The 20,467-nt window shown below is 54.8% G+C and carries 20 protein-coding genes; 12 read left to right on the top strand and 8 right to left on the bottom strand.

Annotated features, from left to right (window positions below):
* Positions 1–2 precede the first annotated feature (2 nt).
* The 5 genes from cyoB to PAT9B_RS04755 all read left to right on the top strand — a co-directional run bounded on the left by cyoB (position 3) and on the right by PAT9B_RS04755 (position 5,328).
* On the top strand, positions 3–1,985 hold the full coding sequence (gene cyoB / locus PAT9B_RS04775) for a cytochrome o ubiquinol oxidase subunit I (protein ID WP_013508128.1): 1,983 nt from the start codon (positions 3–5) through the stop codon (positions 1,983–1,985).
* Complete coding sequence (locus PAT9B_RS04770) at positions 1,985–2,602, top strand: cytochrome o ubiquinol oxidase subunit III (RefSeq protein WP_013508127.1); 618 nt, start codon at positions 1,985–1,987, stop codon at positions 2,600–2,602. The genes cyoB and PAT9B_RS04770 overlap by 1 nt, the downstream gene beginning before the upstream one ends.
* A complete protein-coding gene (locus tag PAT9B_RS04765; protein ID WP_013508126.1) occupies positions 2,602–2,931 on the top strand; it encodes a cytochrome o ubiquinol oxidase subunit IV in 330 nt (109 codons plus the stop codon). Before PAT9B_RS04770 ends, PAT9B_RS04765 begins: the two co-directional genes overlap by 1 nt.
* A gap of 12 nt (positions 2,932–2,943) precedes the next feature.
* Positions 2,944–3,831 (top strand): heme o synthase, encoded by an 888-nt coding sequence (gene cyoE, locus PAT9B_RS04760; protein WP_036627589.1) that lies wholly within the window; start codon positions 2,944–2,946, stop codon positions 3,829–3,831.
* 132 nt (positions 3,832–3,963) lie between these two features.
* Positions 3,964–5,328 (top strand): MFS transporter, encoded by a 1,365-nt coding sequence (locus PAT9B_RS04755; protein ID WP_013508124.1) that lies wholly within the window; start codon positions 3,964–3,966, stop codon positions 5,326–5,328.
* Positions 5,329–5,361: 33 nt separating this feature from the next.
* On the opposite strand, the gene adhP is transcribed toward PAT9B_RS04755, so the two are convergent.
* A complete protein-coding gene (adhP, locus tag PAT9B_RS04750; protein WP_013508123.1) occupies positions 5,362–6,402 on the bottom strand; it encodes an alcohol dehydrogenase AdhP in 1,041 nt (346 codons plus the stop codon).
* Positions 6,403–6,431: 29 nt separating this feature from the next.
* Positions 6,432–7,952 carry an aldehyde dehydrogenase family protein gene (locus PAT9B_RS04745; protein WP_013508122.1) on the bottom strand — a complete coding sequence of 507 codons (1,521 nt, stop codon included), beginning with the start codon at positions 7,950–7,952 and terminating at the stop codon, positions 6,432–6,434.
* A 291-nt stretch (positions 7,953–8,243) separates the two neighbouring features.
* On the opposite strand from PAT9B_RS04745, the gene PAT9B_RS04740 reads away from it, so the two are divergent.
* A complete protein-coding gene (locus tag PAT9B_RS04740; RefSeq protein WP_013508121.1) occupies positions 8,244–10,016 on the top strand; it encodes a sigma-54-dependent Fis family transcriptional regulator in 1,773 nt (590 codons plus the stop codon).
* Here the strand turns inward: PAT9B_RS04740 and PAT9B_RS04735 are convergent.
* Complete coding sequence (locus PAT9B_RS04735) at positions 10,013–10,504, bottom strand: YajQ family cyclic di-GMP-binding protein (protein ID WP_013508120.1); 492 nt, start codon at positions 10,502–10,504, stop codon at positions 10,013–10,015. The genes PAT9B_RS04740 and PAT9B_RS04735 overlap by 4 nt on opposite strands.
* Before the next feature lie 129 nt (positions 10,505–10,633).
* On the opposite strand from PAT9B_RS04735, the gene panE reads away from it, so the two are divergent.
* On the top strand, positions 10,634–11,554 hold the full coding sequence (gene panE, locus PAT9B_RS04730) for a 2-dehydropantoate 2-reductase (RefSeq protein WP_013508119.1): 921 nt from the start codon (positions 10,634–10,636) through the stop codon (positions 11,552–11,554).
* A complete protein-coding gene (gene yajL / locus PAT9B_RS04725) occupies positions 11,508–12,110 on the top strand; it encodes a protein deglycase YajL (protein WP_013508118.1) in 603 nt (200 codons plus the stop codon). Before panE ends, yajL begins: the two co-directional genes overlap by 47 nt.
* A 95-nt stretch (positions 12,111–12,205) precedes the next feature.
* On the opposite strand, the gene thiI is transcribed toward yajL, so the two are convergent.
* On the bottom strand, positions 12,206–13,654 hold the full coding sequence (gene thiI, locus PAT9B_RS04720; RefSeq protein ID WP_013508117.1) for a tRNA uracil 4-sulfurtransferase ThiI: 1,449 nt from the start codon (positions 13,652–13,654) through the stop codon (positions 12,206–12,208).
* A 234-nt stretch (positions 13,655–13,888) separates the two neighbouring features.
* Here thiI and xseB point away from each other — a divergent pair, with 234 nt between their 5' ends.
* From xseB to PAT9B_RS04700, 4 genes are all read left to right on the top strand, one after another.
* Positions 13,889–14,131: an exodeoxyribonuclease VII small subunit gene (gene xseB, locus PAT9B_RS04715; RefSeq protein ID WP_013508116.1), complete on the top strand. Its 243-nt coding sequence runs from the start codon at positions 13,889–13,891 to the stop codon at positions 14,129–14,131.
* The gene (ispA, locus tag PAT9B_RS04710; protein ID WP_013508115.1) at positions 14,131–15,030 is read left to right on the top strand and encodes a (2E,6E)-farnesyl diphosphate synthase; all 900 of its coding nucleotides are present in this window, start codon (positions 14,131–14,133) and stop codon (positions 15,028–15,030) included. The genes xseB and ispA overlap by 1 nt, the downstream gene beginning before the upstream one ends.
* 19 nt (positions 15,031–15,049) lie before the next feature.
* Complete coding sequence (gene dxs / locus PAT9B_RS04705; protein ID WP_013508114.1) at positions 15,050–16,915, top strand: 1-deoxy-D-xylulose-5-phosphate synthase; 1,866 nt, start codon at positions 15,050–15,052, stop codon at positions 16,913–16,915.
* Between the two features lie 82 nt (positions 16,916–16,997).
* Positions 16,998–17,972, top strand: coding sequence for an aldo/keto reductase (locus PAT9B_RS04700; RefSeq protein WP_013508113.1), 975 nt, complete (start codon positions 16,998–17,000; stop codon positions 17,970–17,972).
* 35 nt (positions 17,973–18,007) lie between these two features.
* Here the strand turns inward: PAT9B_RS04700 and pgpA are convergent, their stop codons facing one another.
* The 4 genes from pgpA to ribE are packed head-to-tail and all read right to left on the bottom strand — an operon-like array spanning position 18,008 to position 20,420.
* Positions 18,008–18,502, bottom strand: coding sequence for a phosphatidylglycerophosphatase A (gene pgpA / locus PAT9B_RS04695; protein WP_013508112.1), 495 nt, complete (start codon positions 18,500–18,502; stop codon positions 18,008–18,010).
* A complete protein-coding gene (gene thiL, locus PAT9B_RS04690; protein WP_013508111.1) occupies positions 18,489–19,466 on the bottom strand; it encodes a thiamine-phosphate kinase in 978 nt (325 codons plus the stop codon). Before thiL ends, pgpA begins: the two co-directional genes overlap by 14 nt.
* Before the next feature lie 44 nt (positions 19,467–19,510).
* Positions 19,511–19,930: a transcription antitermination factor NusB gene (nusB, locus tag PAT9B_RS04685; RefSeq protein ID WP_013508110.1), complete on the bottom strand. Its 420-nt coding sequence runs from the start codon at positions 19,928–19,930 to the stop codon at positions 19,511–19,513.
* A 19-nt stretch (positions 19,931–19,949) separates the two neighbouring features.
* The gene (gene ribE / locus PAT9B_RS04680) at positions 19,950–20,420 is read right to left on the bottom strand and encodes a 6,7-dimethyl-8-ribityllumazine synthase (protein WP_013508109.1); all 471 of its coding nucleotides are present in this window, start codon (positions 20,418–20,420) and stop codon (positions 19,950–19,952) included.
* Positions 20,421–20,467 lie beyond the last annotated feature (47 nt).

Genomic DNA, 20,467 nt, shown 5'->3' with positions numbered 1-20,467 from the left:
CGATGTTCGGAAAATTAACACTGGATGCAGTGCCGTACCATGAGCCGATTATCATGGTCACGGTTGCCGGTATCATCATAGGTGGTCTGGCTGTCATTGCGGCCATCACCTACTTTGGTAAATGGCAATATCTTTGGTCTGAATGGCTGACGTCAATCGACCACAAAAAATTGGGTATCATGTACATCATCATGGCGTTCGTCATGCTGCTGCGTGGCTTCGCCGATGCGGTGATGATGCGTACCCAACAGGTTATGGCTTCCGCCGGGGAAGCGGGCATACTACCGCCGCACCACTACGACCAGATCTTCACCGCGCACGGCGTGATCATGATCTTCTTCGTAGCGATGCCTTTCGTAGTCGGTCTGATGAACGTTGCCGTGCCGTTGCAGATTGGCGCACGTGACGTTGCCTTCCCGTTCCTGAACAACCTGAGCTTCTGGTTCACTGCGATCGGTGTGATCCTGGTTAACCTGTCTCTGGGTGTGGGCGAGTTCGCGCAGACTGGCTGGCTGGCCTATCCGCCGCTTTCGGGTGCGGAGTACAGTCCTGGCGTCGGGGTCGATTACTGGATCTGGAGTCTCCAGCTATCTGGTATCGGGACCACGCTGACCGGCATCAACTTCTTCGTGACCATTCTGAAGATGCGTGCGCCGGGCATGGACCTGTTCAAAATGCCGGTATTCACTTGGGCTGCTCTGTGTACTAACGTCCTGATCATCGCTGCGTTCCCGGTTCTGACCGTAACGCTGGCACTGTTGACCCTCGACCGTTACCTCGACTTCCATTTCTTCACTAACGAAATGGGCGGTAACATGATGATGTACGTCAACCTGATTTGGGTCTGGGGTCACCCGGAAGTATACATCCTCGTCCTGCCGGTGTTTGGTGTCTTCGCAGAAGTCACTGCCACCTTCTCGAAAAAACGTCTGTTTGGTTACACCTCTCTGGTGTGGGCGACCATCGCCATTACCGTACTGTCGTTCATCGTTTGGCTGCACCACTTCTTCACCATGGGTGCCGGTGCCAACGTTAACGCCTTCTTCGGTATCATGACGATGATCATCGCGATTCCGACCGGCGTGAAAATCTTTAACTGGTTGTTCACCATGTATCAGGGTCGTATTGAGTTCCACTCAGCAATGCTGTGGACCATCGGCTTCCTGGTGACCTTCTCCATTGGTGGTATGACCGGGGTTCTGCTGGCAGTACCGGGTGCGGACTTCGTCCTGCACAACAGCCTGTTCCTGATCGCGCACTTCCATAACGTTATTATCGGTGGTGTGGTGTTCGGTTGTATGGCGGGTGTGACCTACTGGTTCCCGAAAGCCTTCGGCTTTACCCTGAACGAAACCTGGGGCAAACGCGCCTTCTGGTTCTGGATCATCGGCTTCTTCGTGGCATTTATGCCGCTGTATGCGCTGGGCTTCATGGGTATGACCCGTCGTGTAAGCCAGGACATCGACCCGCAGTTCCACTCACTGCTGGTGGTTGCGGCTTGCGGTGCTGCGCTGATTGCCTGTGGCATTCTGTGCCAGCTGATCATGTTCTACGTTTCTGTGCGTGACCGCGACCAGAACCGTGACCTGACCGGTGACCCGTGGGGTGGTCGTACACTGGAGTGGGCAACCTCTTCACCGCCGCCGTTCTACAACTTTGCTGTCATCCCGCACGTTCACGAGCGCGATGCTTTCTGGGAAATGAAAGAGAAAGGCGAAGCGTATCAGCAGCCGGCTAAATATGAAGAAATTCATATGCCGAAAAACAGTGGTGCTGCCATTGTTATCGCTGCCTTCGGTACGATTTTCGGTTTCGCGGCTATCTGGCACATCTGGTGGCTGGTGGTTGTCGCCTTCCTGGGCATGATCATCTCCTGGATTGTGAAGAGTTTCGATGAAGACGTGGATTACTACGTACCGGTTGCGGAAATCGAGCAGATCGAGAAGAAGCACTTTGACGAAATCAGCAAAGCAGGTCTGAAATAATGTCAACTCAAACTGTGACGACACACCACCACGACGCCCATGCGGAGCATGGGCATCACGATGCAGGAGCCAATAAGATCTTTGGCTTCTGGATCTACCTGATGAGTGACTGCATTATCTTCGCAACGCTGTTTGCGACCTATGCAGTTATGGTCAACAACACTGCCGGTGGCCCGGCAGGTAAAGACATCTTCGAACTGCCGTTTGTACTGGTAGAAACCGCGCTGCTGCTGCTTAGCTCCATTACCTATGGTATGGCAGTGATCGCGATGAACAACCAGAACAAGGGCGCGGTCATCAGCTGGCTGGCGTTGACCTTCCTGTTCGGTGCCGGATTTATCGGGATGGAAATCTATGAATTCCATCACCTGATCATGGAAGGCTTCGGTCCTAACCGTAGCGGCTTCCTGTCCGGATTCTTTACCCTGGTTGGTACGCACGGTCTGCACGTGACTTCTGGTCTGATCTGGATGGCGGTACTGATGTTCCAGATCTCCAAACGTGGTCTGAGCGCCACTAACCGCACCCGTATCATGTGCCTGAGCCTGTTCTGGCACTTCCTGGATGTGGTGTGGATCTGCGTATTTACCATTGTTTACCTGATGGGGGCCATGTAATGAGTCATTCAGCAACCGAACATGGTGCATCACACGGTAGCGTGAAGTCCTACATGATTGGCTTCATCCTGTCGATCATCCTGACGGCAATCCCGTTCTGGATGGTGATGGATGGCAGCGCCTCTAAAGGCACCATTCTGGCTGTAGTTCTGGTGTGTGCGGTGGTTCAGGTGCTGGTGCACCTGGTCTACTTCCTTCACCTGGATAGCAAATCTGAGGGTGGCTGGAACATGGTGGCCATTGTCTTTGCGGCAGTCATTATTCTGATTGTCGTAGTAGGCTCACTGTGGATTATGTGGAACCTCAACTACAACATGATGGTCCACTAAGAGTCGCCCATGATGATTAAGCAATACCTGCAAGTAACAAAACCAGGAATTATTTTCGGCAATTTAATTTCTGTGATCGGTGGATTCCTCCTGGCTTCGAAAGGCAGCATTGATTACACCTTGTTCGTCATCTCACTGGTGGGTGTATCGCTGGTTGTCGCGTCAGGTTGTGTGTTCAACAACGTGATCGACCGCGATATCGATATCAAGATGGAGAGAACGCGGAATCGAGTGCTGGTCAAAGGCCTTATCTCGGCGAAAGTGAGCCTGGTTTATGCAACCGCATTAGGTATTGCTGGCTTTGCGTTGCTTTATTTCGGTGCTAACCCGCTGGCCATGTGGCTGGCGGTGCTGGGCTTCGTTGTCTACGTCGGCATTTACAGCCTCTATATGAAGCGTAATTCAGTCTACGGTACGCTGATTGGTAGCCTCTCCGGTGCAATGCCGCCGGTGATTGGCTACTGCGCGGTGACTAACGAGTTTGATGCTGGTGCGCTGATTCTGCTGGCGATCTTTAGCCTGTGGCAGATGCCGCATTCCTACGCGATTGCCATCTTCCGCTTTAAAGATTACCAGGCGGCGAACATCCCGGTTCTGCCGGTGGTGAAAGGCATCTCGGTGGCGAAAAACCATATTACGCTGTATATCCTGGCGTTTATGATTGCCACTCTGATGCTGTCGCTGGGCGGCTACGCTGGCTACAAATATCTGGTGGTTGCGGCGGCGGTCAGTGTCTGGTGGCTCGGGATGGCACTTTCAGGTTACAAAACCTCAAACGACAAAGTTTGGGCGCGTAAACTGTTTGTGTTCTCGATTGTTGCTGTCACTGCATTGAGCGTCATGATGTCGGTCGATTTTATGACGCCGGCATCAAAAGACCTGCTGACTTACGTCTGGTAATTTAGCTCCGCAAATCCATGAAAGGGCGCGATTTTCGCGCCCTTTCTTTTTGTTACCATCGCTTAAAAACAATTGTTTTACCCGCCCTGCCCTGCTCCCTAGAATAGACGCAGCAATTTTTCAGAGGTTGGAATGAACGATAATAAAATGACTCCGGTGGAGCTACGTGCAACATGGGGGTTGGGCACAGTCTTTTCCCTGCGCATGCTGGGAATGTTTATGGTGCTGCCAGTACTTACCACTTACGGCATGGCGTTACAGGGTGCCAGTGAAACATTAATTGGCCTGGCAATCGGTATTTATGGTCTGGCACAAGCGGTGTTTCAGATCCCCTTTGGCTTACTCTCCGACCGCATTGGCCGTAAACCGCTGATTGTCGGTGGTCTGCTGCTGTTTGTTTTGGGTAGCGTGATTGCGGCCACCACCACCTCTATCTGGGGCGTTATTCTGGGTCGTGCGTTGCAAGGTTCTGGTGCCATCGCCGCTGCGGTGATGGCTCTGCTGTCGGATTTAACCCGTGAACAGAACCGTACCAAAGCGATGGCCTTTATTGGCATTAGCTTTGGCGTCACTTTTGCCATCGCGATGGTGCTCGGTCCGATTGTCACCCATGCACTCGGCCTGCACGCGCTGTTCTGGATGATTGCCATTCTGGCAAGTAGCGGGATTGTCATTACGTTACTGGTGGTACCCAATGCGCCAAACCACGTGCTGAACCGCGAATCCGGCATGGTAAAGGGCAGCATTCGTGCGGTACTGGCCAATTCACGCCTGGCGAAACTGAATATCGGTATCCTTTGTCTGCACATCCTGCTGATGTCGAGCTTCGTCGCCCTGCCTGGCCAGTTTGAACAGGCCGGTTTCCCGGCATCCGAACACTGGAAGGTGTATCTGGTAACCATGCTGGTTTCTTTTGTCAGCGTCATCCCTTTCATTATTTATGCCGAAGTCAAACGTCGCATGAAGCGCGTGTTTGTCAGCTGTGTCGGATTGATTGTCGTGGCGGAGATCGTACTGTGGGGAGCGGGCAGCCACTTCTGGACGCTGGTGATTGGCGTGCAGTTATTCTTCCTTGCCTTCAACCTGATGGAAGCAATTCTGCCGTCACTGATCAGTAAAGAGTCCCCGCCGGGTTATAAAGGCACCGCAATGGGGATCTACTCCACCAGCCAGTTCCTTGGCGTCGCGATTGGCGGCAGTATGGGCGGTTGGGTATTTGGTCATTTTGATGCACAAACGGTGTTTCTGGTGGGTGCGGTGGTGGCAGCGATCTGGCTGTTCATCAGCATGTCGATGCAGGAACCGCCTTATGTCAGCAGCCTGCGCATTGTGCTGAGCGATGCGGTTCTGGCGGTGCCCAATCTGGAGAAACGCCTGAAAGCCCAACCGGGTGTGGCGTCGGTGTTTATCGTCGCGGAAGAGAAAAGCGCTTACATCAAGATAGACAGTAAAGTGACGAGCCGCGTCGAACTGGAAGCGCTGCTCGCCAGCAGTTAAAACCCAGCCCGGCCATTGCGCCGGGCTTGTTGTTTACAGCGACATATCGACGACAATGCGGCCTTCAATTTTACCGGCATGCATCCGCGCAAAAATATCGTTGATGTTCACCAACGGCTCCACCGCCACATTAGCTTTCACTTTGTGACGACCGGCGAAGTCGAGCGCTTCCTGCAAATCTTTACGGGTGCCGACAATCGAACCACGCACCGTAATACCATCCAGCACCATATCAAAGATCGACAGGTCAAATTTGCCCGGCGGCAGACCATTCAGCACCATAGTACCGCCACGACGCATGGTGCCCAATGCCTGCTCAAAGGCTTTCGGTGAAACCGCTGTTACCAGCACACCGTGCGCGCCACCGAAGCTTTCATGGAAGAATTTCGCCGGATCAACATTCTTAGCATTAGCCACCACGCTGGCACCCAGACGTTTCGCAAACTCCAGCTTCTCGTCATCAATATCCACGGCGGCCACATTCAGCCCCATAGCTACCGCGTACTGCACCGCCATATGCCCCAGGCCGCCGATACCGGAGATCACCACCCAGTCACCCGGTTTGGTATCGGTCATCTTCAGCCCTTTGTACACCGTGACACCGGCACAAAGGATCGGTGCGATTTCATTGAACTCGATATTATCCGGCAACACCCCGACGTAGTTAGCATCGGCAAGACAATATTCCGCAAAGCTGCCATTGACCGAATAACCGGCATTCTGCTGTGACAGGCAGAGCGTTTCCCAGCTATCGAGACAATATTCACAGTGACCACAAGCCGAGTAGAGCCAAGGCACACCAACGCGATCGCCCAACTTGAGATGTTTCACCCCTTCACCCACTGCCACGATCTGTCCCACCCCTTCATGGCCAGGAATAAACGGCGGGGTCGGCTTGATTGGCCAGTCACCTTCCGCAGCGTGCAGGTCGGTATGACAAACACCGGTGGCAGCGATTTTCACCAGAATCTGGCCCGGCCCTACCGAAGGAACCGGAACGTCCTCAATCACTAATGGCTCACCGAATGATTTCACAACTGCCGCTTTCATCGTGGTTTTGATCTTCATAGTCATCAATTCACTCTCCAAAAGGATTTTTGGGCTTAAAACAGGCCCAGTGGTGCGATGTCGTAACTAACCAGCAGGTTTTTGGTTTGTTGATAGGCGTTCAGCGCCATTTTATGGGTTTCGCGTCCCACGCCGGATTGCTTGTAACCACCGAAGGCAGCATGCGCCGGATAGATGTGGTAGCAATTGGTCCAGACGCGACCGGCTTTAATACTACGCCCCATGCGATAGGCCAGATTAGTGTTTCGTGTCCAGACACCGGCCCCCAAGCCAAACTGCGTCTGGTTAGCGATCGCCAGGGCTTCAGCTTCATCTTTAAAGGTCGTGACACCGATCACCGGTCCAAAAATCTCTTCCTGGAAGCAGCGCATCTGATTGTCACCTTTGATCAGCGTCGGCTGGATGTAGTAGCCGTTATCAAATGCTGGCGCAATGCTGGCACGTTCGCCACCGGTCAGGATCTGACCGCCTTCCTGTCGGGCAATGTCGATATAAGAGAGGATTTTATCGAACTGCTGACGAGAAGCTTGGGCACCGATCATAGTTTCGGTATCCAGCGGATCGCCGCGACGGATGGTGGCAATCTTCGCCATCACCCGCTCCATAAACGGGGCATAGATAGATTCATGGATCAGCGCACGTGACGGACAGGTACAGACTTCGCCCTGATTGAAGAAGCCCAACACCAGCCCTTCCACCGCTTTTTCAATAAACTCCGGCTCGCCGTCCATCACATCAGCAAAATAGATATTGGGGGATTTGCCGCCCAGTTCGACGGTACAGGGAATAATATTCTCCGCCGCACAGGCCATAATGTGACGCCCGACGGGGGTCGAACCGGTGAAGGCAATTTTGGCGATACGTTTGCTGGTAGCCAGCGCTTCGCCTGCCTCGCGACCAAAACCCTGGACCACGTTGAGCACACCCGCCGGGAACAGATCACCGATCAACTCCAGCAGCAGGGTAATGCCCAGCGGTGTCTGTTCAGCCGGTTTCAACACCACGCAGTTACCCGCAGCCAGTGCCGGAGCCAGTTTCCATGCCGCCATCAACAGCGGGAAATTCCACGGGATGATCTGCCCCACCACGCCCAACGGCTCGTGGAAATGGTAGGCAACGGTATTTTCATCGATCTCGGCCGTACTGCCTTCCTGCGCGCGCAAGCAGCCCGCGAAGTAACGGAAATGATCCACCGCCAGGGGCAGATCCGCATTCAGTGTTTCACGGATCGGCTTACCGTTGTCCCAACTTTCGGCAACCGCCAGCATGGCCAGATTGGCTTCGATACGATCCGCCACCTGCAACAACAAATTAGCACGGTGTTGCACGCTGGTTTTTCCCCAGGCGTCAGCGGCCTGATGAGCTGCATCCAGTGCGAAGTCGATATCACGCGCATCCGATCGAGGGAACTGCGCAATGTCGCTGCCATCTACTGGCGAGGTGTTAGTAAAATATTGGCCACTGAGCGGCTCTGTGAATTTGCCCGCAATGTAGTTGCCGTAAGTCGCTTTGAAAGAGACCAAAGCGCCGGGCGTGCCGGGATGTGCATAACGCATCGCAAACTCCTTAATGTAGGGTCAGATGTTCTGGAGCTGGCAGCGGCAACCTGAGGGTCGCCAGGTTGAACAGCCCGCTGCCGTCAGGACTATTGCAGCGTGCGTGCCAGTTTTTTCAGCTTGCTGATGGTTTAAAAAATGATGATACTCATCATAGAGTTACAGAAATAATACCCCTAACAACCCAAAGGTAGGGTGCGGTAAAAATCGCCATCTGTGTTGCATATCGCAACACCACAAAAACCAAATAGCTACAATGTCGCAACACTTTGCTAAGGCATGAGGTTACCAATGCAGGGAAATTCATCCGCCGCGATCGACGCCACTCCACTCCTGAGCGACTCCTGGTTTCGCAGCCAGCTATATGGTCTTGATCGCACTGCTGATGACTTTCCCCGTGTTCGCCAGGGTGAACTGGCGGATTTGCTCGCCAGCAACAGCGGGTTGCAACAGTTTGCCCAACCGGTGATCAACCAGCTGGCGCAGAAAATGGCGCAGCAGCAATCGGTGGTGATCCTCTCCGATGCCAGTGGCATGGTGCTCCATACCTTTGGTGATATGCAGTCGATGGAAAAAGCGCAGCGCTATGCGCTGGCTCCGGGTAATTTATGGAGCGAATGTGGCCGCGGCACTAACGCGATAGGCACCGCGCTGGCCATTGACGATGGTTGTGAGATTGACGGACAGCAACACTTCCTGACGCGTAACCAGGGCTTGTACTGTGCAGCCATGCCGCTACAGATGCCTAATGGCCAGATTGCCGGCGTGCTGGATATCTCAGGTCCGGCACATTTCCCCCATCCTCAAACCTTTAGCTGGGTAAAAGCCGCAGCTAAACAGATCGAATATTTGTGGGTGAAGCAGAGCCTGCATCCACAACAGTGGCTGATGAGCCTGCATACGCACTCTCAGGGCATTGATACCAGCGACGAACTGCTACTGGTGTTCTCCGACAATGTGCTGATGGCAGCGAATCGCCTGGCGATGCGCGAACTGGCGCTCAGCGCCGAGCAACTGGGTTCACTGACGTTCCAGCAACTGTTTCCCCATCAGGAGCAGGCCGCCAACACCATTCCAATGCCACTGAATTATTGCGCGCAAACCTTTTGGTTCCGTCTGCGTGCACCGCACCGCACCCATTTCGCGACGCCAGCAGCCAGCCAATCTGAGCTGCCTTTCTCGCTGCGGCGCGAGGGCGAAAAAATGGTGCGCCTGCTTAACGCCGGGGTTTCCTTATGTATTCATGGTGAGACCGGCAGTGGCAAAGAGTTTGTCAGTCGCGCGTTGCATCAACAGAGCCGCTGGCGTGAAGGCAAATTTGTCGCCATCAATTGCGCTGCCATTCCGGAATCGCTGATCGAGTCTGAATTATTTGGTTATCAACCCGGAGCCTTTACCGGCGCGGGCAAAAACGGCTATATCGGTAAAATCCGTGAAGCCGACGGTGGCGTGTTGTTTCTCGATGAAATTGGCGATATGCCGCTGGCGCTACAAACCCGCCTGCTGCGGGTATTGCAGGAAAAAGAGGTGTCGCCGTTGGGGTCCAGCCGCAGTTGGCCGGTCAACTTTGCGGTGATTTGCGCGACCCATCGCGATCTGGCGCAACGGGTGGCGCAGGGTGAATTCCGTGAGGATTTACTGTATCGCTTACAGGAATTCTCCATGACCATCCCACCGCTACGCGAGTGGCCTGATTTGGCGGGCTTTATTCAGCGTTTGTGGCTGGAACTGGGCGGCGGCGATCGTGACATCCAGCTATCGCCCGCACTGCTGGCTTCGCTGGCACAGCTCCCGTGGCCGGGTAATGTGCGACAGCTACGCAGCCTGCTGCGCGTACTGCTGGCGTTGGCGGATGAGGGGGAAGAAGTGAGTGAAGTGCATCTGCCAGCCGAGTATCGCCGTTCTGCGACTCCGGTGGTGGTCGAGGACAGGCAAAGTCATGATGAACGGCTGATTGCCGAAACGCTGCAACGGTTTAACGGCAATATCAGTAAAACCGCGCAGGCGTTAGGGATCGCGCGCAGCACGCTGTATCGCCGTGCCGCACGCGACAAACGCGATTAATCGCGGAAGTTTTTGAACTGGAAGGGCTGGCCGAGATTACCGCCGCGCACCAGCGCCATCGCGCTTTGCAGATCGTCGCGTGACTTGCCGGTGACGCGCAGTTCATCACCCTGAATCTGGGTCTGCACTTTCAGTTTGCTGTCTTTAATCAGCTTCACCAGTTTCTTCGCGACGTCGCTTTCGATGCCTTTTTTCAATTTGGCTTCGACGCTCCAGCTTTTACCGCTGTGCTCGATCTCTTCCGGGACGTCAATCGCCGCCCCTTCAATGCCGCGCTTCAGCAGTTTTTCTCTTAAAATATCCACCAGCTGTTTGACCTGAAAATCAGACTCCGTGGTGATTTTGATGGTCTCATTCTTTTCGTTCAGCTCAATGCTGGCGCTGACGTTACGGAAATCAAAACGGGTAGACAGTTCACGGCTCGCATTTTCCACCGCATTACGGACTTCCTGTAGTTCGACTTCGGAAACGATATCGAAAGATGGCATCTTGTCTTCTCCTGACGCTAAAGTGACATGCATAATACGCGTCTTGTCACGCGAATAAAACACGCGACGCCGAAAGCTATAATAGGTGTTGTGGTGTACAAAAACGATAACCCGCCAGCGGGAGGCAAAATGAAAATTACCGTGTTGGGTTGCGGCGCCCTGGGCCAGATTTGGCTCGCCGCCCTCGCACGCCAGGGACATGATGTTCAGGGCTGGCTGCGCGTACCGCAGCCCTATTGTTCGGTCAATGTGATCGATCCTGAAGGCAATGTCAGTAACCACACCTTTATTGCCAACGATCCGCTGTTTCTGGCGGAGAGCCAATTATTGTTGGTGACGTTAAAAGCGCCGCAGGTTTCTCCCGCCGTGAAGAACCTGCAAAGCGTATTACCGGCGCACGCGCCGATTCTGTTGTTGCACAACGGCATGGGAACGCTGGATGAACTGAAGGACCTCGCACAACCGTTGCTGCGTGGCATTACCACTCACGCGGCAATGCGTGATGGTACGGTGATCAAGCATGTGGCGCAGGGCATTACCCACATTGGCCCGGCCAGCCGCGAGGGTGAGGCACTGAGCGATATCGCCGATATCCTGCACCAGGCGCTGCCTGATGTTGCCTGGCATAACAATATTGCCTCGGCCTGCTGGCGCAAGCTGGCGGTCAATTGCGTGATCAATCCGATGACCGTGGAGCACGATTGCCAGAACGGTGCACTGCGTGCCTGGCCTGAACAAATCGCCAAACTGTGCGAGGAGATCGCCTGGGTCATGGAACGTGAAGGGCAACATATTGCCGTCGATAATTTGCGTGACATTATTTATGACGTTATCGATACCACGGCGGCCAACGTCTCATCGATGTTGCAGGATGTGCGGGCACAGCGTCAGACTGAAATAGATTACATCACCGGCTACCTGCTGCGGCGCGCCCGCGCACAGGGCATCGCATTGCCGGAGAACACCCGTTTGTATGATTTGATTAAACGCAAGGAGTCCCAATATGAGCACGAACGCATCGGTTCTGGTTTGCCTGGCACATGGCAGTGAAGAGACCGAAGCGGTCACCACCATCGATTTGCTGGTGCGTGGCGGTTTACAGGTCACCACCGCCAGTGTCGAAAGCGATGGCAGCCGGGAAATCGTCTGCTCGCGTGGCGTGCGCTTACTGGCGGATGCACCGCTGGTTGAGGTCGCAGATAACGATTATGCCGCCATTGTGCTACCGGGCGGCCTGAAAGGGGCACAAACCTTCCGCGACAGCCCGCTGTTGGTGGAAACTGTGCGTCAGTTTCATCTCTCTGGCCGTATTGTCGCGGCGATTTGCGCCGCACCGGGCACTGTGCTGGTGCCACACGATCTGTTCCCGGTGGGCAACATGACCGGATTTCCAGGCCTGAAAGAGACCATCCCGGAAGCGAAATGGATGGAGCGCCGTGTCGTGTGGGACCCACGCGTCAATCTGCTGACCAGCCAGGGACCGGGCACGTCGATAGATTTTGCGCTGAAATTGATTGATCTGCTGGTGAATAAAGAGAAAGCGCGCGAAGTCGCATCGCAACTGGTGCTGGCGGCGGGGATTTATAACTACCAGGAATTCGAATAAATTTGATCTCTCATCTCGTGGCGGCGCAATTTATTGCGCAAATCTGATGAGGCACAGAGCCTCATCAGATAAAATCCGCGCGATAACTCGCGCCGCTACGGACGATAAACCTTCACGTTGGTAAAGCCCTGCTCATGCAGATATAACGCCTGCAAACGGCTCATCACGCCGCGATCGCAATACAACAGCCAGGTTTTGCTTTGGTCGAGATCGCCAAACTGGGTGCTGAGTTTGTAGAACGGCAGGGATTTCACCTCAACCCCATCCAGCGCCAGCGGCGTATCATCCTGTTCATCAATCGAACGGATATCCAGCACCACGTCATTGGCGGTGAACGACGCAACCGTTTCGACCTCCACCACGTCTGCTTCGGTTTTCTCCGCAATTTCACGGATATCGACGTTGCTGGCTTCCTGCACCACGCGTTCCAGAATGGCAAAATCGAAATGGGTCTCTTCCGCTTCGATCTTCGCCTTCACCGCTTTCACCGTCGGGCTTTTCGAGATCACGCCGCAATATTCCGGCATGGTGCGGGCAAAATCTTCGGTACCGATGTCACGCGCCAGCTTGATGATGTGCTCTTTGTCGTGGGAGATCAGCGGACGCAGAATCAGCGTGTCAGAGGCGTTATCAATCAAACGCAGGTTAGTCAGCGTCTGGCTGGAAACCTGACCCAGCGCTTCGCCGGTCACCAGCGCCTGAACGCCATAGCGCTCAGCAACCATTGACGCCGCACGCACCATCATCCGCTTCAGCACGACGCCCATCTGGCCGTCATCCACCTTCTCAAGGATCTCACCCACCACCGGTTCAAAATTGATGGCAACGAAACGCACGCGATGCGAACGACCAAAACGATTCCACAGATAATGCGCCACCTGACGCACGCCGATTTCATGTGCAGCACCGCCAAGATTGAAGAAACAGTAATGCACGCGGCAGCCACGACGCATCAACATGTAGCTGGAGACGCCGGAGTCAAAACCACCGGAAATCAGCGACAACACATCTTCCTGCGTGCCAATCGGGAAACCGCCCAGCCCTTCATAGCGTCCGGTGATTAACAGCAGGCGATCGTTTTCAATCTCCAGATTGACCGTCTCATCCGGGTGATTAAGCTGCACGCGGGCGCTTTCGATATGCTGATTCAGACCGCCGCCAACGTAACGCTCCACGTCCTGCGAGCTGAATTCATGCTTGCCGCGCCGCTTCACACGCACACAAAAGCTTTTGCCTTCCAGACGTTCACGGTACAGCGCCAGCGTTTGTTCGAAGATGTTATGCATATCGGTGTATTCATGATCTTCCACCGCCAGCACGTGATGGATACCCGGAATACGCGTCAGTTCGGCAATCACCGTGGCACGCAACGACTCCTTCTTCGCCCGGACCACAATGTGGTCCCAGTGACGCACCACCGCGATCTCATCATCCAGAGTACGCAGAATGTTACGAATGTTTCCGGTCAGAATTTTAATAAAGCGCAGTCGCACCGACTGACTCTTGATGGTGATTTCGGGGAAGAGCTTGATAATAAACTTCATGGCGACACAGCTTCGTTGGGCAAATAAGTGCTAAAAGCATCGGCACTTAGCTGGTAAAATCATATAATTGCGGGCTGAGCAGGAGCGCCCGCATCCGAGGCGCGAGAGTATATCACCTTTGTCTGGTGACTTCTTCTGCAACCGCAGTCACATTCATTATTTTGCTAATTAATCCTCGTCAGATACCATGACCGACTGCAAGATGATGTCCCAACCTGTGAGTCGACACTGATTATGCCGAAAAAAGCCGAAGCGCCCGCCAGTTTTGAAAGCGCACTACAGCAACTGGAGCAGATCGTCAGCCGCCTGGAAAGTGGTGAGCTGCCGCTGGAAGAAGCGCTAAAAGAATTTGAACGCGGTGTTCAACTGGCACGTAGCGGTCAGCAAACCCTGCAACAGGCGGAACAACGCGTACAGATTTTGCTGAGCGACGATAAAGACGCTGCGCTTACCCCTTTTACCCCGGAAGATAACTGATGGATTTCGCCAAACTGCTAAGCGCTTATCACGAAAGGGTAAACCTCGCGCTGACGCGCCTGTTAGATCCACTTCCTTTTCAGAGTTCTCCTCTGGTGAATGCCATGCAATATGGGGCACTATTAGGCGGTAAGCGTCTGCGCCCTTTTCTGGTTTACGCCACGGGTGAAATGTTAAAGGCCGATCCGGCCAGCCTGGATGCGCCCGCTGCGGCGGTTGAATGCATCCACGCTTATTCTTTGATTCATGACGATCTGCCGGCGATGGACGACGATGCGTTACGTCGCGGGCAGCCAACCTGCCATATCAAATATGGCGAAGACACCGCGATTCTGGCAGGCGATGCCCTGCAAACGCTGGCGTTTTCTATTTTGGCCGATCAGCCAATGCCTGGCGTGAGTGCAGAAGCCCGTATTACCATGATTTCAGAACTGGCGCAGGCCAGTGGTGTCGCGGGGATGTGCGGCGGTCAGGCACTGGATCTCGCGGCTGAAGGCCAAAGTATCGATCTGGCACAACTGGAACAGATTCACCGCCATAAAACCGGTGCATTAATCCGTGCAGCAGTGCGCCTTGGCGCATTGGCAGCAGGCGAACAAGGGCGCGCTGCCCTGCCGGTACTGGACGTGTATGCTAATGCCATCGGGCTGGCATTTCAGGTGCAGGATGACATCCTGGATGTCGTCGGCGACACCGCGATATTGGGCAAAACCCAGGGAGCCGATCAGGCTCTGGGCAAGAGCACATATCCGGCGTTGATGGGGCTGGATAATGCCCGTCAAAAAGCCTGGGACCTCTATCAGGAGGCGCTGGGCGCGCTGGATATTCTGGCCGCGCAATCCTTTAACACCACAGCATTACAAGCGTTGGCTAGCTTCATAATTGAACGCGATAAATAACTTTCATAATGAGTCTCTGATGAGTTTTGATATTGCAAAATACCCGACACTGGCGCTGGCAGGCACGGTACAGGAATTACGTTTACTGCCAAAAGAGAAGCTTCCGGCACTCTGCGACGAGCTGCGCCAGTATCTGCTGGACAGCGTCAGCCGCTCCAGTGGTCACTTCGCTTCGGGTCTGGGCGTCGTCGAGCTAACAGTGGCGCTGCATTATGTTTATAACACCCCGTTTGACCATCTGGTGTGGGATGTCGGCCACCAGGCCTACCCGCATAAAATTCTGACCGGTCGCCGCGATCGCATCGGCACTATCCGCCAGAAAAATGGTCTGCACCCCTTCCCGTGGCGTGAAGAGAGTGAATACGACGTGTTAAGCGTTGGTCACTCGTCAACCTCCATCAGTGCCGCCCTCGGCATGGCGGTCGCCGCTGAACGTGAAGGCAAAGGCCGTCGCACCGCGGCCATCATTGGCGATGGCGCGATCACGGCGGGTATGGCATTCGAAGCCATGAACCACGCGGGCGATATCAAGCCGGATATGCTGGTGATCCTCAACGACAACGAGATGTCGATCTCCGAAAATGTCGGTGCGCTGAACAACCGTCTGGCGCAGATTCTCTCGGGCAAAACATACTCACGCCTGCGCGAAGGCGGTAAACGGGTGCTGGACAATCTGCCGCCGATCAAAGAGCTGGTCAAACGCACTGAAGAGCATCTGAAAGGCATGGTGGTACCGGGTACGCTGTTCGAAGAACTCGGCTTCAACTATATCGGCCCGGTGGATGGTCACGATGTCCTGGCCTTGGTGAGTACGCTGAAGAATATGCGTAGCCTGAAAGGCCCGCAGTTCCTGCATATCATGACCAAAAAAGGCAAAGGCTATGCCCCGGCGGAAGAAGATCCGATCACCTGGCATGCTGTGCCGAAATTCGATCCGGCCAGCGGTTCGCTACCGAAAAGCGCCGGCGGTTTACCGAGCTACTCTAAAGTGTTTGGTAACTGGCTGAGCGAAATCGCCGCTGACGACGCCCGTCTGATGGCCATCACCCCGGCGATGCGTGAAGGTTCAGGCATGGTGAGTTTTTCCCGTGACTATCCGCAGCAATATTTCGACGTGGCCATCGCCGAACAGCACGCGGTCACCTTCGCGGCCGGTATGGCGATTGGCGGCTACAAACCGATTGTGGCGATCTACTCCACCTTCCTGCAACGTGCTTACGATCAGGTGATCCACGATGTCGCGATCCAGAAGCTACCGGTGTTGTTTGCCATCGATCGCGGCGGCATTGTCGGTGCCGACGGACAAACCCATCAGGGCGCATTCGATCTGGCGTATCTGCGCTGCATTCCTGGTATGGTGATCATGACGCCAAGCGACGAGAACGAATGTCGCCTGATGTTGTACACCGGTTACCACTATCAGGATGGCCCAAGTGCGGTACGTTACCCGCGTGGCACCGGTACCGGGGCTGCGCTGCAACCGCTGGCGAGCCTGCCGTTAGGCAAAGGCGTGGTCAAACGTCAGGGCGAAAAACTGGCCATTCTCAACTTTGGTACGTTGTTGCCGGAAGCCACTGCGGCCGCCGACGCACTGAACGCCACCTTGGTTGACATGCGCTTTGTCAAACCGTTGGATGAAGCCTTGATTACCGAACTGGCGGGCAGCCACGACGCGCTGATCACCCTGGAAGAAGGGGCAATTATGGGCGGAGCGGGCAGCGGCGTGAACGAATTCGTGATGGCAAAACGCCTGCGCATCCCGGTACTCAACCTCGGCCTGCCGGATGAGTTCATTCCGCAGGGCACCCAGGAAGAAGTGCGTCATGACTACCAACTGGATGCCGCCGGTATTCAGCAGCAAATCGCCAGCTGGCTGGCACAGTAATCCCCTGCTCGCTCGCTGCCCGGCGAGCGAGCCTGCTGCTATGCTTAAGGGATTTCCCTGATGCATAAGAGCAGACGCCCCAATGAAAAAAATTCCTTTAGGCAAGACTGAATTACAGGTTTCCCGTCTCTGTTTGGGTTGTATGACCTATGGTGATCCGACGCGCGGCAAGCACGCCTGGACGTTACCGGAGGAGAGCAGCCGTCCGCTGATCAAACAGGCACTGGAAGCAGGCATCAACTTTTTTGATACCGCCAACTCCTACTCTGACGGCAGCAGTGAAGAGATCGTCGGACGCGCCCTGAAAGATTTTGCCCGCCGTGATGAGATCGTGGTCGCGACTAAAGTCTATTTCTCCCTCACGAATCTGTCGCAAGGGCTCTCGCGCAAAAATATCCTGCAATCGATCGATGACAGCCTGACACGGCTGGGGATGGAGTATGTCGATTTGCTCCAGATTCACCGCTGGGATTACGACACGCCAATTGAGGAGACGCTGGAAGCCCTGCACGATGTGGTTAAGGCCGGTAAAGCGCGCTATATCGGCGCGTCATCAATGCATGCGGCGCAATTTGAGCAAGCGCTCCAGCTGCAGGCGCGCGAAGGCTGGGCACGTTTTGTCAGCATGCAGGATCAGTACAACCTGATTCAGCGTGAAGAGGAGAATGCCATGCATCCGCTGTGTCTGCGCGAGGGCATCGCGGTACTGCCGTGGAGCCCATTGGCGCGTGGTAAGCTGACACGTCCGTGGGGTGAAACCACCGCCCGTTCCGTATCGGATGAGGTGATGGCAAAACTCTATCAAGACACCGACGAGAACGATGCCGCTATCGCGGAACGCATCGCCGCCCTGGCGGCAGATAAAGGCGTGACACGTGCACAGATTGCGCTGGCCTGGTTGCTGCATAAGCCAGTGGTGACGGCACCGATTATCGGCGCATCACGCGCAGAGCAGTTTGCTGAGCTGGTGAAAGCGGTGGATGTAGAGCTGAGTTCAACGGATATTGCCGAGCTGGAAACTGTGTATCAACCGCATCCGGTGGTGGGTTTCGAATAACACGTAGCGGCGCGATGTATCGCGCCGCCAACACATCAAAGCATCACATGCCCTAACGCATACAGAATCACCGCTGAGATCACCCCGGCAATGATATCGTCGACCATAATCCCCATGCCGCCATGCACGTTCTGATCGAACCAGCGGATTGGCCAGGGTTTCCACATATCAAAAATGCGGAAAATCACAAACCCCGTCAGCACCCATTTCCAGCTCATCAGCGGAATCGCCATCAGCGTGATCCACATACCGATAAACTCATCCCAGACGATACTGCCGTGATCGTGTACCCCCATATCCTTCGCGGTACGATGGCAGAGATAAACGCCCACGCTGATGCCGATGAGCACTACCAGCGAATAGATCTGTAACGGCAAAAAGGTCATCAGCCACCAGAACGGGATCGCCGCCAGCGATCCTACCGTGCCGGGCACGATCGGGCTTAATCCACTGCCAAATCCGGTTGCCAGCAGATGCCAGGGATTGGACATACGCAGGCGACTCTTGGCCACATCTTTATTTAACGTCAAAGTGATCAAATCCTTTGTGATTGAAACTCACCGGCTTGCCGTTTTCCAGCAACGTGAGTCCATCGGCTTCCGGTGCTATCTGACCAATACAGGTATAAGGCACGCCGAGATGGCCGAGTGCCACATCCAGTGCGCCCCGGTTCACTTCCGGCACGGTGAAGCACAGTTCATAGTCTTCGCCGCCCGCCAACGCCCAGCGTTGCACCTGTTGAGCATCAAAATGGTCGCGCAGTGCCGTTGACAGTGGCAAGGCATCGACATTGAGTCGTGCGCCGACGCGGCTGGCCTGCAAAATATGGCCGAGATCGGCGAGTAAGCCATCCGACACGTCGATGGCTGAAGTCGCGAGGCTACGCAACGCCTGGCCCTGCAACACACGTGGCATCGGGCGCAGATGACGTTTGATCAACACCTCGTGCACCGCCGGGTCCGGCAGACGGTAACGATGCTGCAACAACGCCAGACCTGCGGCGCTGTCACCCAGCGTGCCGGTGACAAAAATCCAGTCACCCGGCTTCGCACCGGAGCGTTTCAATGCACGCCCTACCGGCACCAAACCGTGGATGCCCAACGTCATACTCAGCGGGCCACGCGTGGTATCGCCGCCAATCAACTGCATATCGTAGTAATCCAGCAACTCAAACAGGCTGTCACTGAAAGCTGCCAGCCAATTCTCGTTCACCTCCGGCAGCGTCAGTGCCAGCGTGAGCCACGCCGGATCGGCTCCCATCGCCGCCAGATCGCTCAGGTTTACCGCCAGCGCTTTATAACCGAGATCGGCTGGATGGATATCACGCAGGAAATGCACGCCTTCCACCAACGTATCGGTGCTGATGGCCAGCGTTTGTTTTTCAGGCAAGTTAAGTAAAGCGCAGTCATCACCAATTCCCTTTTCGACATCGCGGCGGGAGCTGGTGACGCGGTTAAAATAACGTGCGATCAGTTCGAATTCACCACAGGACATAGTCAGGTCTCAATGAAAAAAGGCCGGATGACCGGCCTTTTGCATTATTTTCTGTTGGGGCGAATTTGTGGAGCGGCTTTATCCAGCACGCCGTTGACAAATTTGTGGCTGTCTTCAGCACCGAATACTTTTGCCAGCTCGATACCTTCGTTAATGGCCACTTTATACGGCACATCACTACGTTTGCTCAGTTCAAACAGCGAAATACGCAGAATGGCTTTTTCCACCTGGCCCAGCTCTTCCAGCTGACGCGACAGGTAAGGCTTCATCAAACCATCCAGGTACGCGCTGTTAGTCGCCACACCGGACAGCAGTTCGCGGAAGTAGCTGATATCGACGTCTTTGACGTCTTGTTCCGCCAGAAACTGGTATTCCACATCGGCAATGTCGTTGTTGGACAACTGCCAGGAGTAAAGCGCCTGGACAGCGCACTCACGGGCGCGACGACGAGCAGCAGGTTTCACAAAATTCCCCTTACAAAAATCAGGCTTTGATGGCTTTCAATACGTTAATCATTTCGAGTGCAGTCAGGGCCGCTTCGGCACCTTTGTTACCCGCTTTCGTGCCGGCGCGTTCAATCGCCTGCTCGATGTTTTCGGTGGTCAGCACGCCGAAGGTCACCGGGATATCGCTGGTCATCGCCACATTAGCGATACCAGAGCTGGCTTCACCGGCAACATATTCGAAGTGCGCCGTGCCGCCACGGATCACGGTACCCAGCGCGACGATAGCGTCATGCTTACCGGATTTTGCCAGTGCCCGCGCCGCCAGCGGCAGCTCATAGGCACCCGGCACCCAGACGATGGTGATGTTTTCGTCTTTCACCTGACCAATACGCTTCAGCGCATCAACCGCACCGTCCAGCAGGCTGTCATTAATGAAGTTGTTAAAACGCGCAATTACGATGGCGATATTGGCATCAGGCGTGGCAACAGGAGCTTCGATAACTTTCATACATATCCTTTGGGTTATATAGCCCCGCAGGGGGCGGATTCTATCAT

Origin of the sequence: Pantoea sp. At-9b (genome assembly GCF_000175935.2) — a bacterium.
GTDB lineage: Bacteria > Pseudomonadota > Gammaproteobacteria > Enterobacterales > Enterobacteriaceae > Pantoea.
This window is presented reverse-complemented; position numbering and strand designations above follow the sequence as displayed.

Excerpts from the sequence above, each read along its gene's own strand:
- thiI (WP_013508117.1), bottom strand. The coding sequence starts at position 13,654 with ATGAAGTTTATTATCAAGCTCTTCCCCGAAATCACCATCAAGAGTCAG.
- adhP (WP_013508123.1), bottom strand. The coding sequence starts at position 6,402 with ATGACTATGAAGATCAAAACCACGATGAAAGCGGCAGTTGTGAAATCA.
- PAT9B_RS04735 (WP_013508120.1), bottom strand. The coding sequence starts at position 10,504 with ATGCCATCTTTCGATATCGTTTCCGAAGTCGAACTACAGGAAGTCCGT.
- PAT9B_RS04700 (WP_013508113.1), top strand. The coding sequence starts at position 16,998 with ATGAAAAAAATTCCTTTAGGCAAGACTGAATTACAGGTTTCCCGTCTC.
- PAT9B_RS04740 (WP_013508121.1), top strand. The coding sequence starts at position 8,244 with ATGCAGGGAAATTCATCCGCCGCGATCGACGCCACTCCACTCCTGAGC.
- PAT9B_RS04770 (WP_013508127.1), top strand. The coding sequence starts at position 1,985 with ATGTCAACTCAAACTGTGACGACACACCACCACGACGCCCATGCGGAG.
- PAT9B_RS04765 (WP_013508126.1), top strand. The coding sequence starts at position 2,602 with ATGAGTCATTCAGCAACCGAACATGGTGCATCACACGGTAGCGTGAAG.
- ispA (WP_013508115.1), top strand. The coding sequence starts at position 14,131 with ATGGATTTCGCCAAACTGCTAAGCGCTTATCACGAAAGGGTAAACCTC.
- thiL (WP_013508111.1), bottom strand. The coding sequence starts at position 19,466 with ATGTCCTGTGGTGAATTCGAACTGATCGCACGTTATTTTAACCGCGTC.
- cyoE (WP_036627589.1), top strand. The coding sequence starts at position 2,944 with ATGATTAAGCAATACCTGCAAGTAACAAAACCAGGAATTATTTTCGGC.
- ribE (WP_013508109.1), bottom strand. The coding sequence starts at position 20,420 with ATGAAAGTTATCGAAGCTCCTGTTGCCACGCCTGATGCCAATATCGCC.
- PAT9B_RS04755 (WP_013508124.1), top strand. The coding sequence starts at position 3,964 with ATGAACGATAATAAAATGACTCCGGTGGAGCTACGTGCAACATGGGGG.
- cyoB (WP_013508128.1), top strand. The coding sequence starts at position 3 with ATGTTCGGAAAATTAACACTGGATGCAGTGCCGTACCATGAGCCGATT.
- xseB (WP_013508116.1), top strand. The coding sequence starts at position 13,889 with ATGCCGAAAAAAGCCGAAGCGCCCGCCAGTTTTGAAAGCGCACTACAG.
- yajL (WP_013508118.1), top strand. The coding sequence starts at position 11,508 with ATGAGCACGAACGCATCGGTTCTGGTTTGCCTGGCACATGGCAGTGAA.
- panE (WP_013508119.1), top strand. The coding sequence starts at position 10,634 with ATGAAAATTACCGTGTTGGGTTGCGGCGCCCTGGGCCAGATTTGGCTC.
- dxs (WP_013508114.1), top strand. The coding sequence starts at position 15,050 with ATGAGTTTTGATATTGCAAAATACCCGACACTGGCGCTGGCAGGCACG.
- PAT9B_RS04745 (WP_013508122.1), bottom strand. The coding sequence starts at position 7,952 with ATGCGTTATGCACATCCCGGCACGCCCGGCGCTTTGGTCTCTTTCAAA.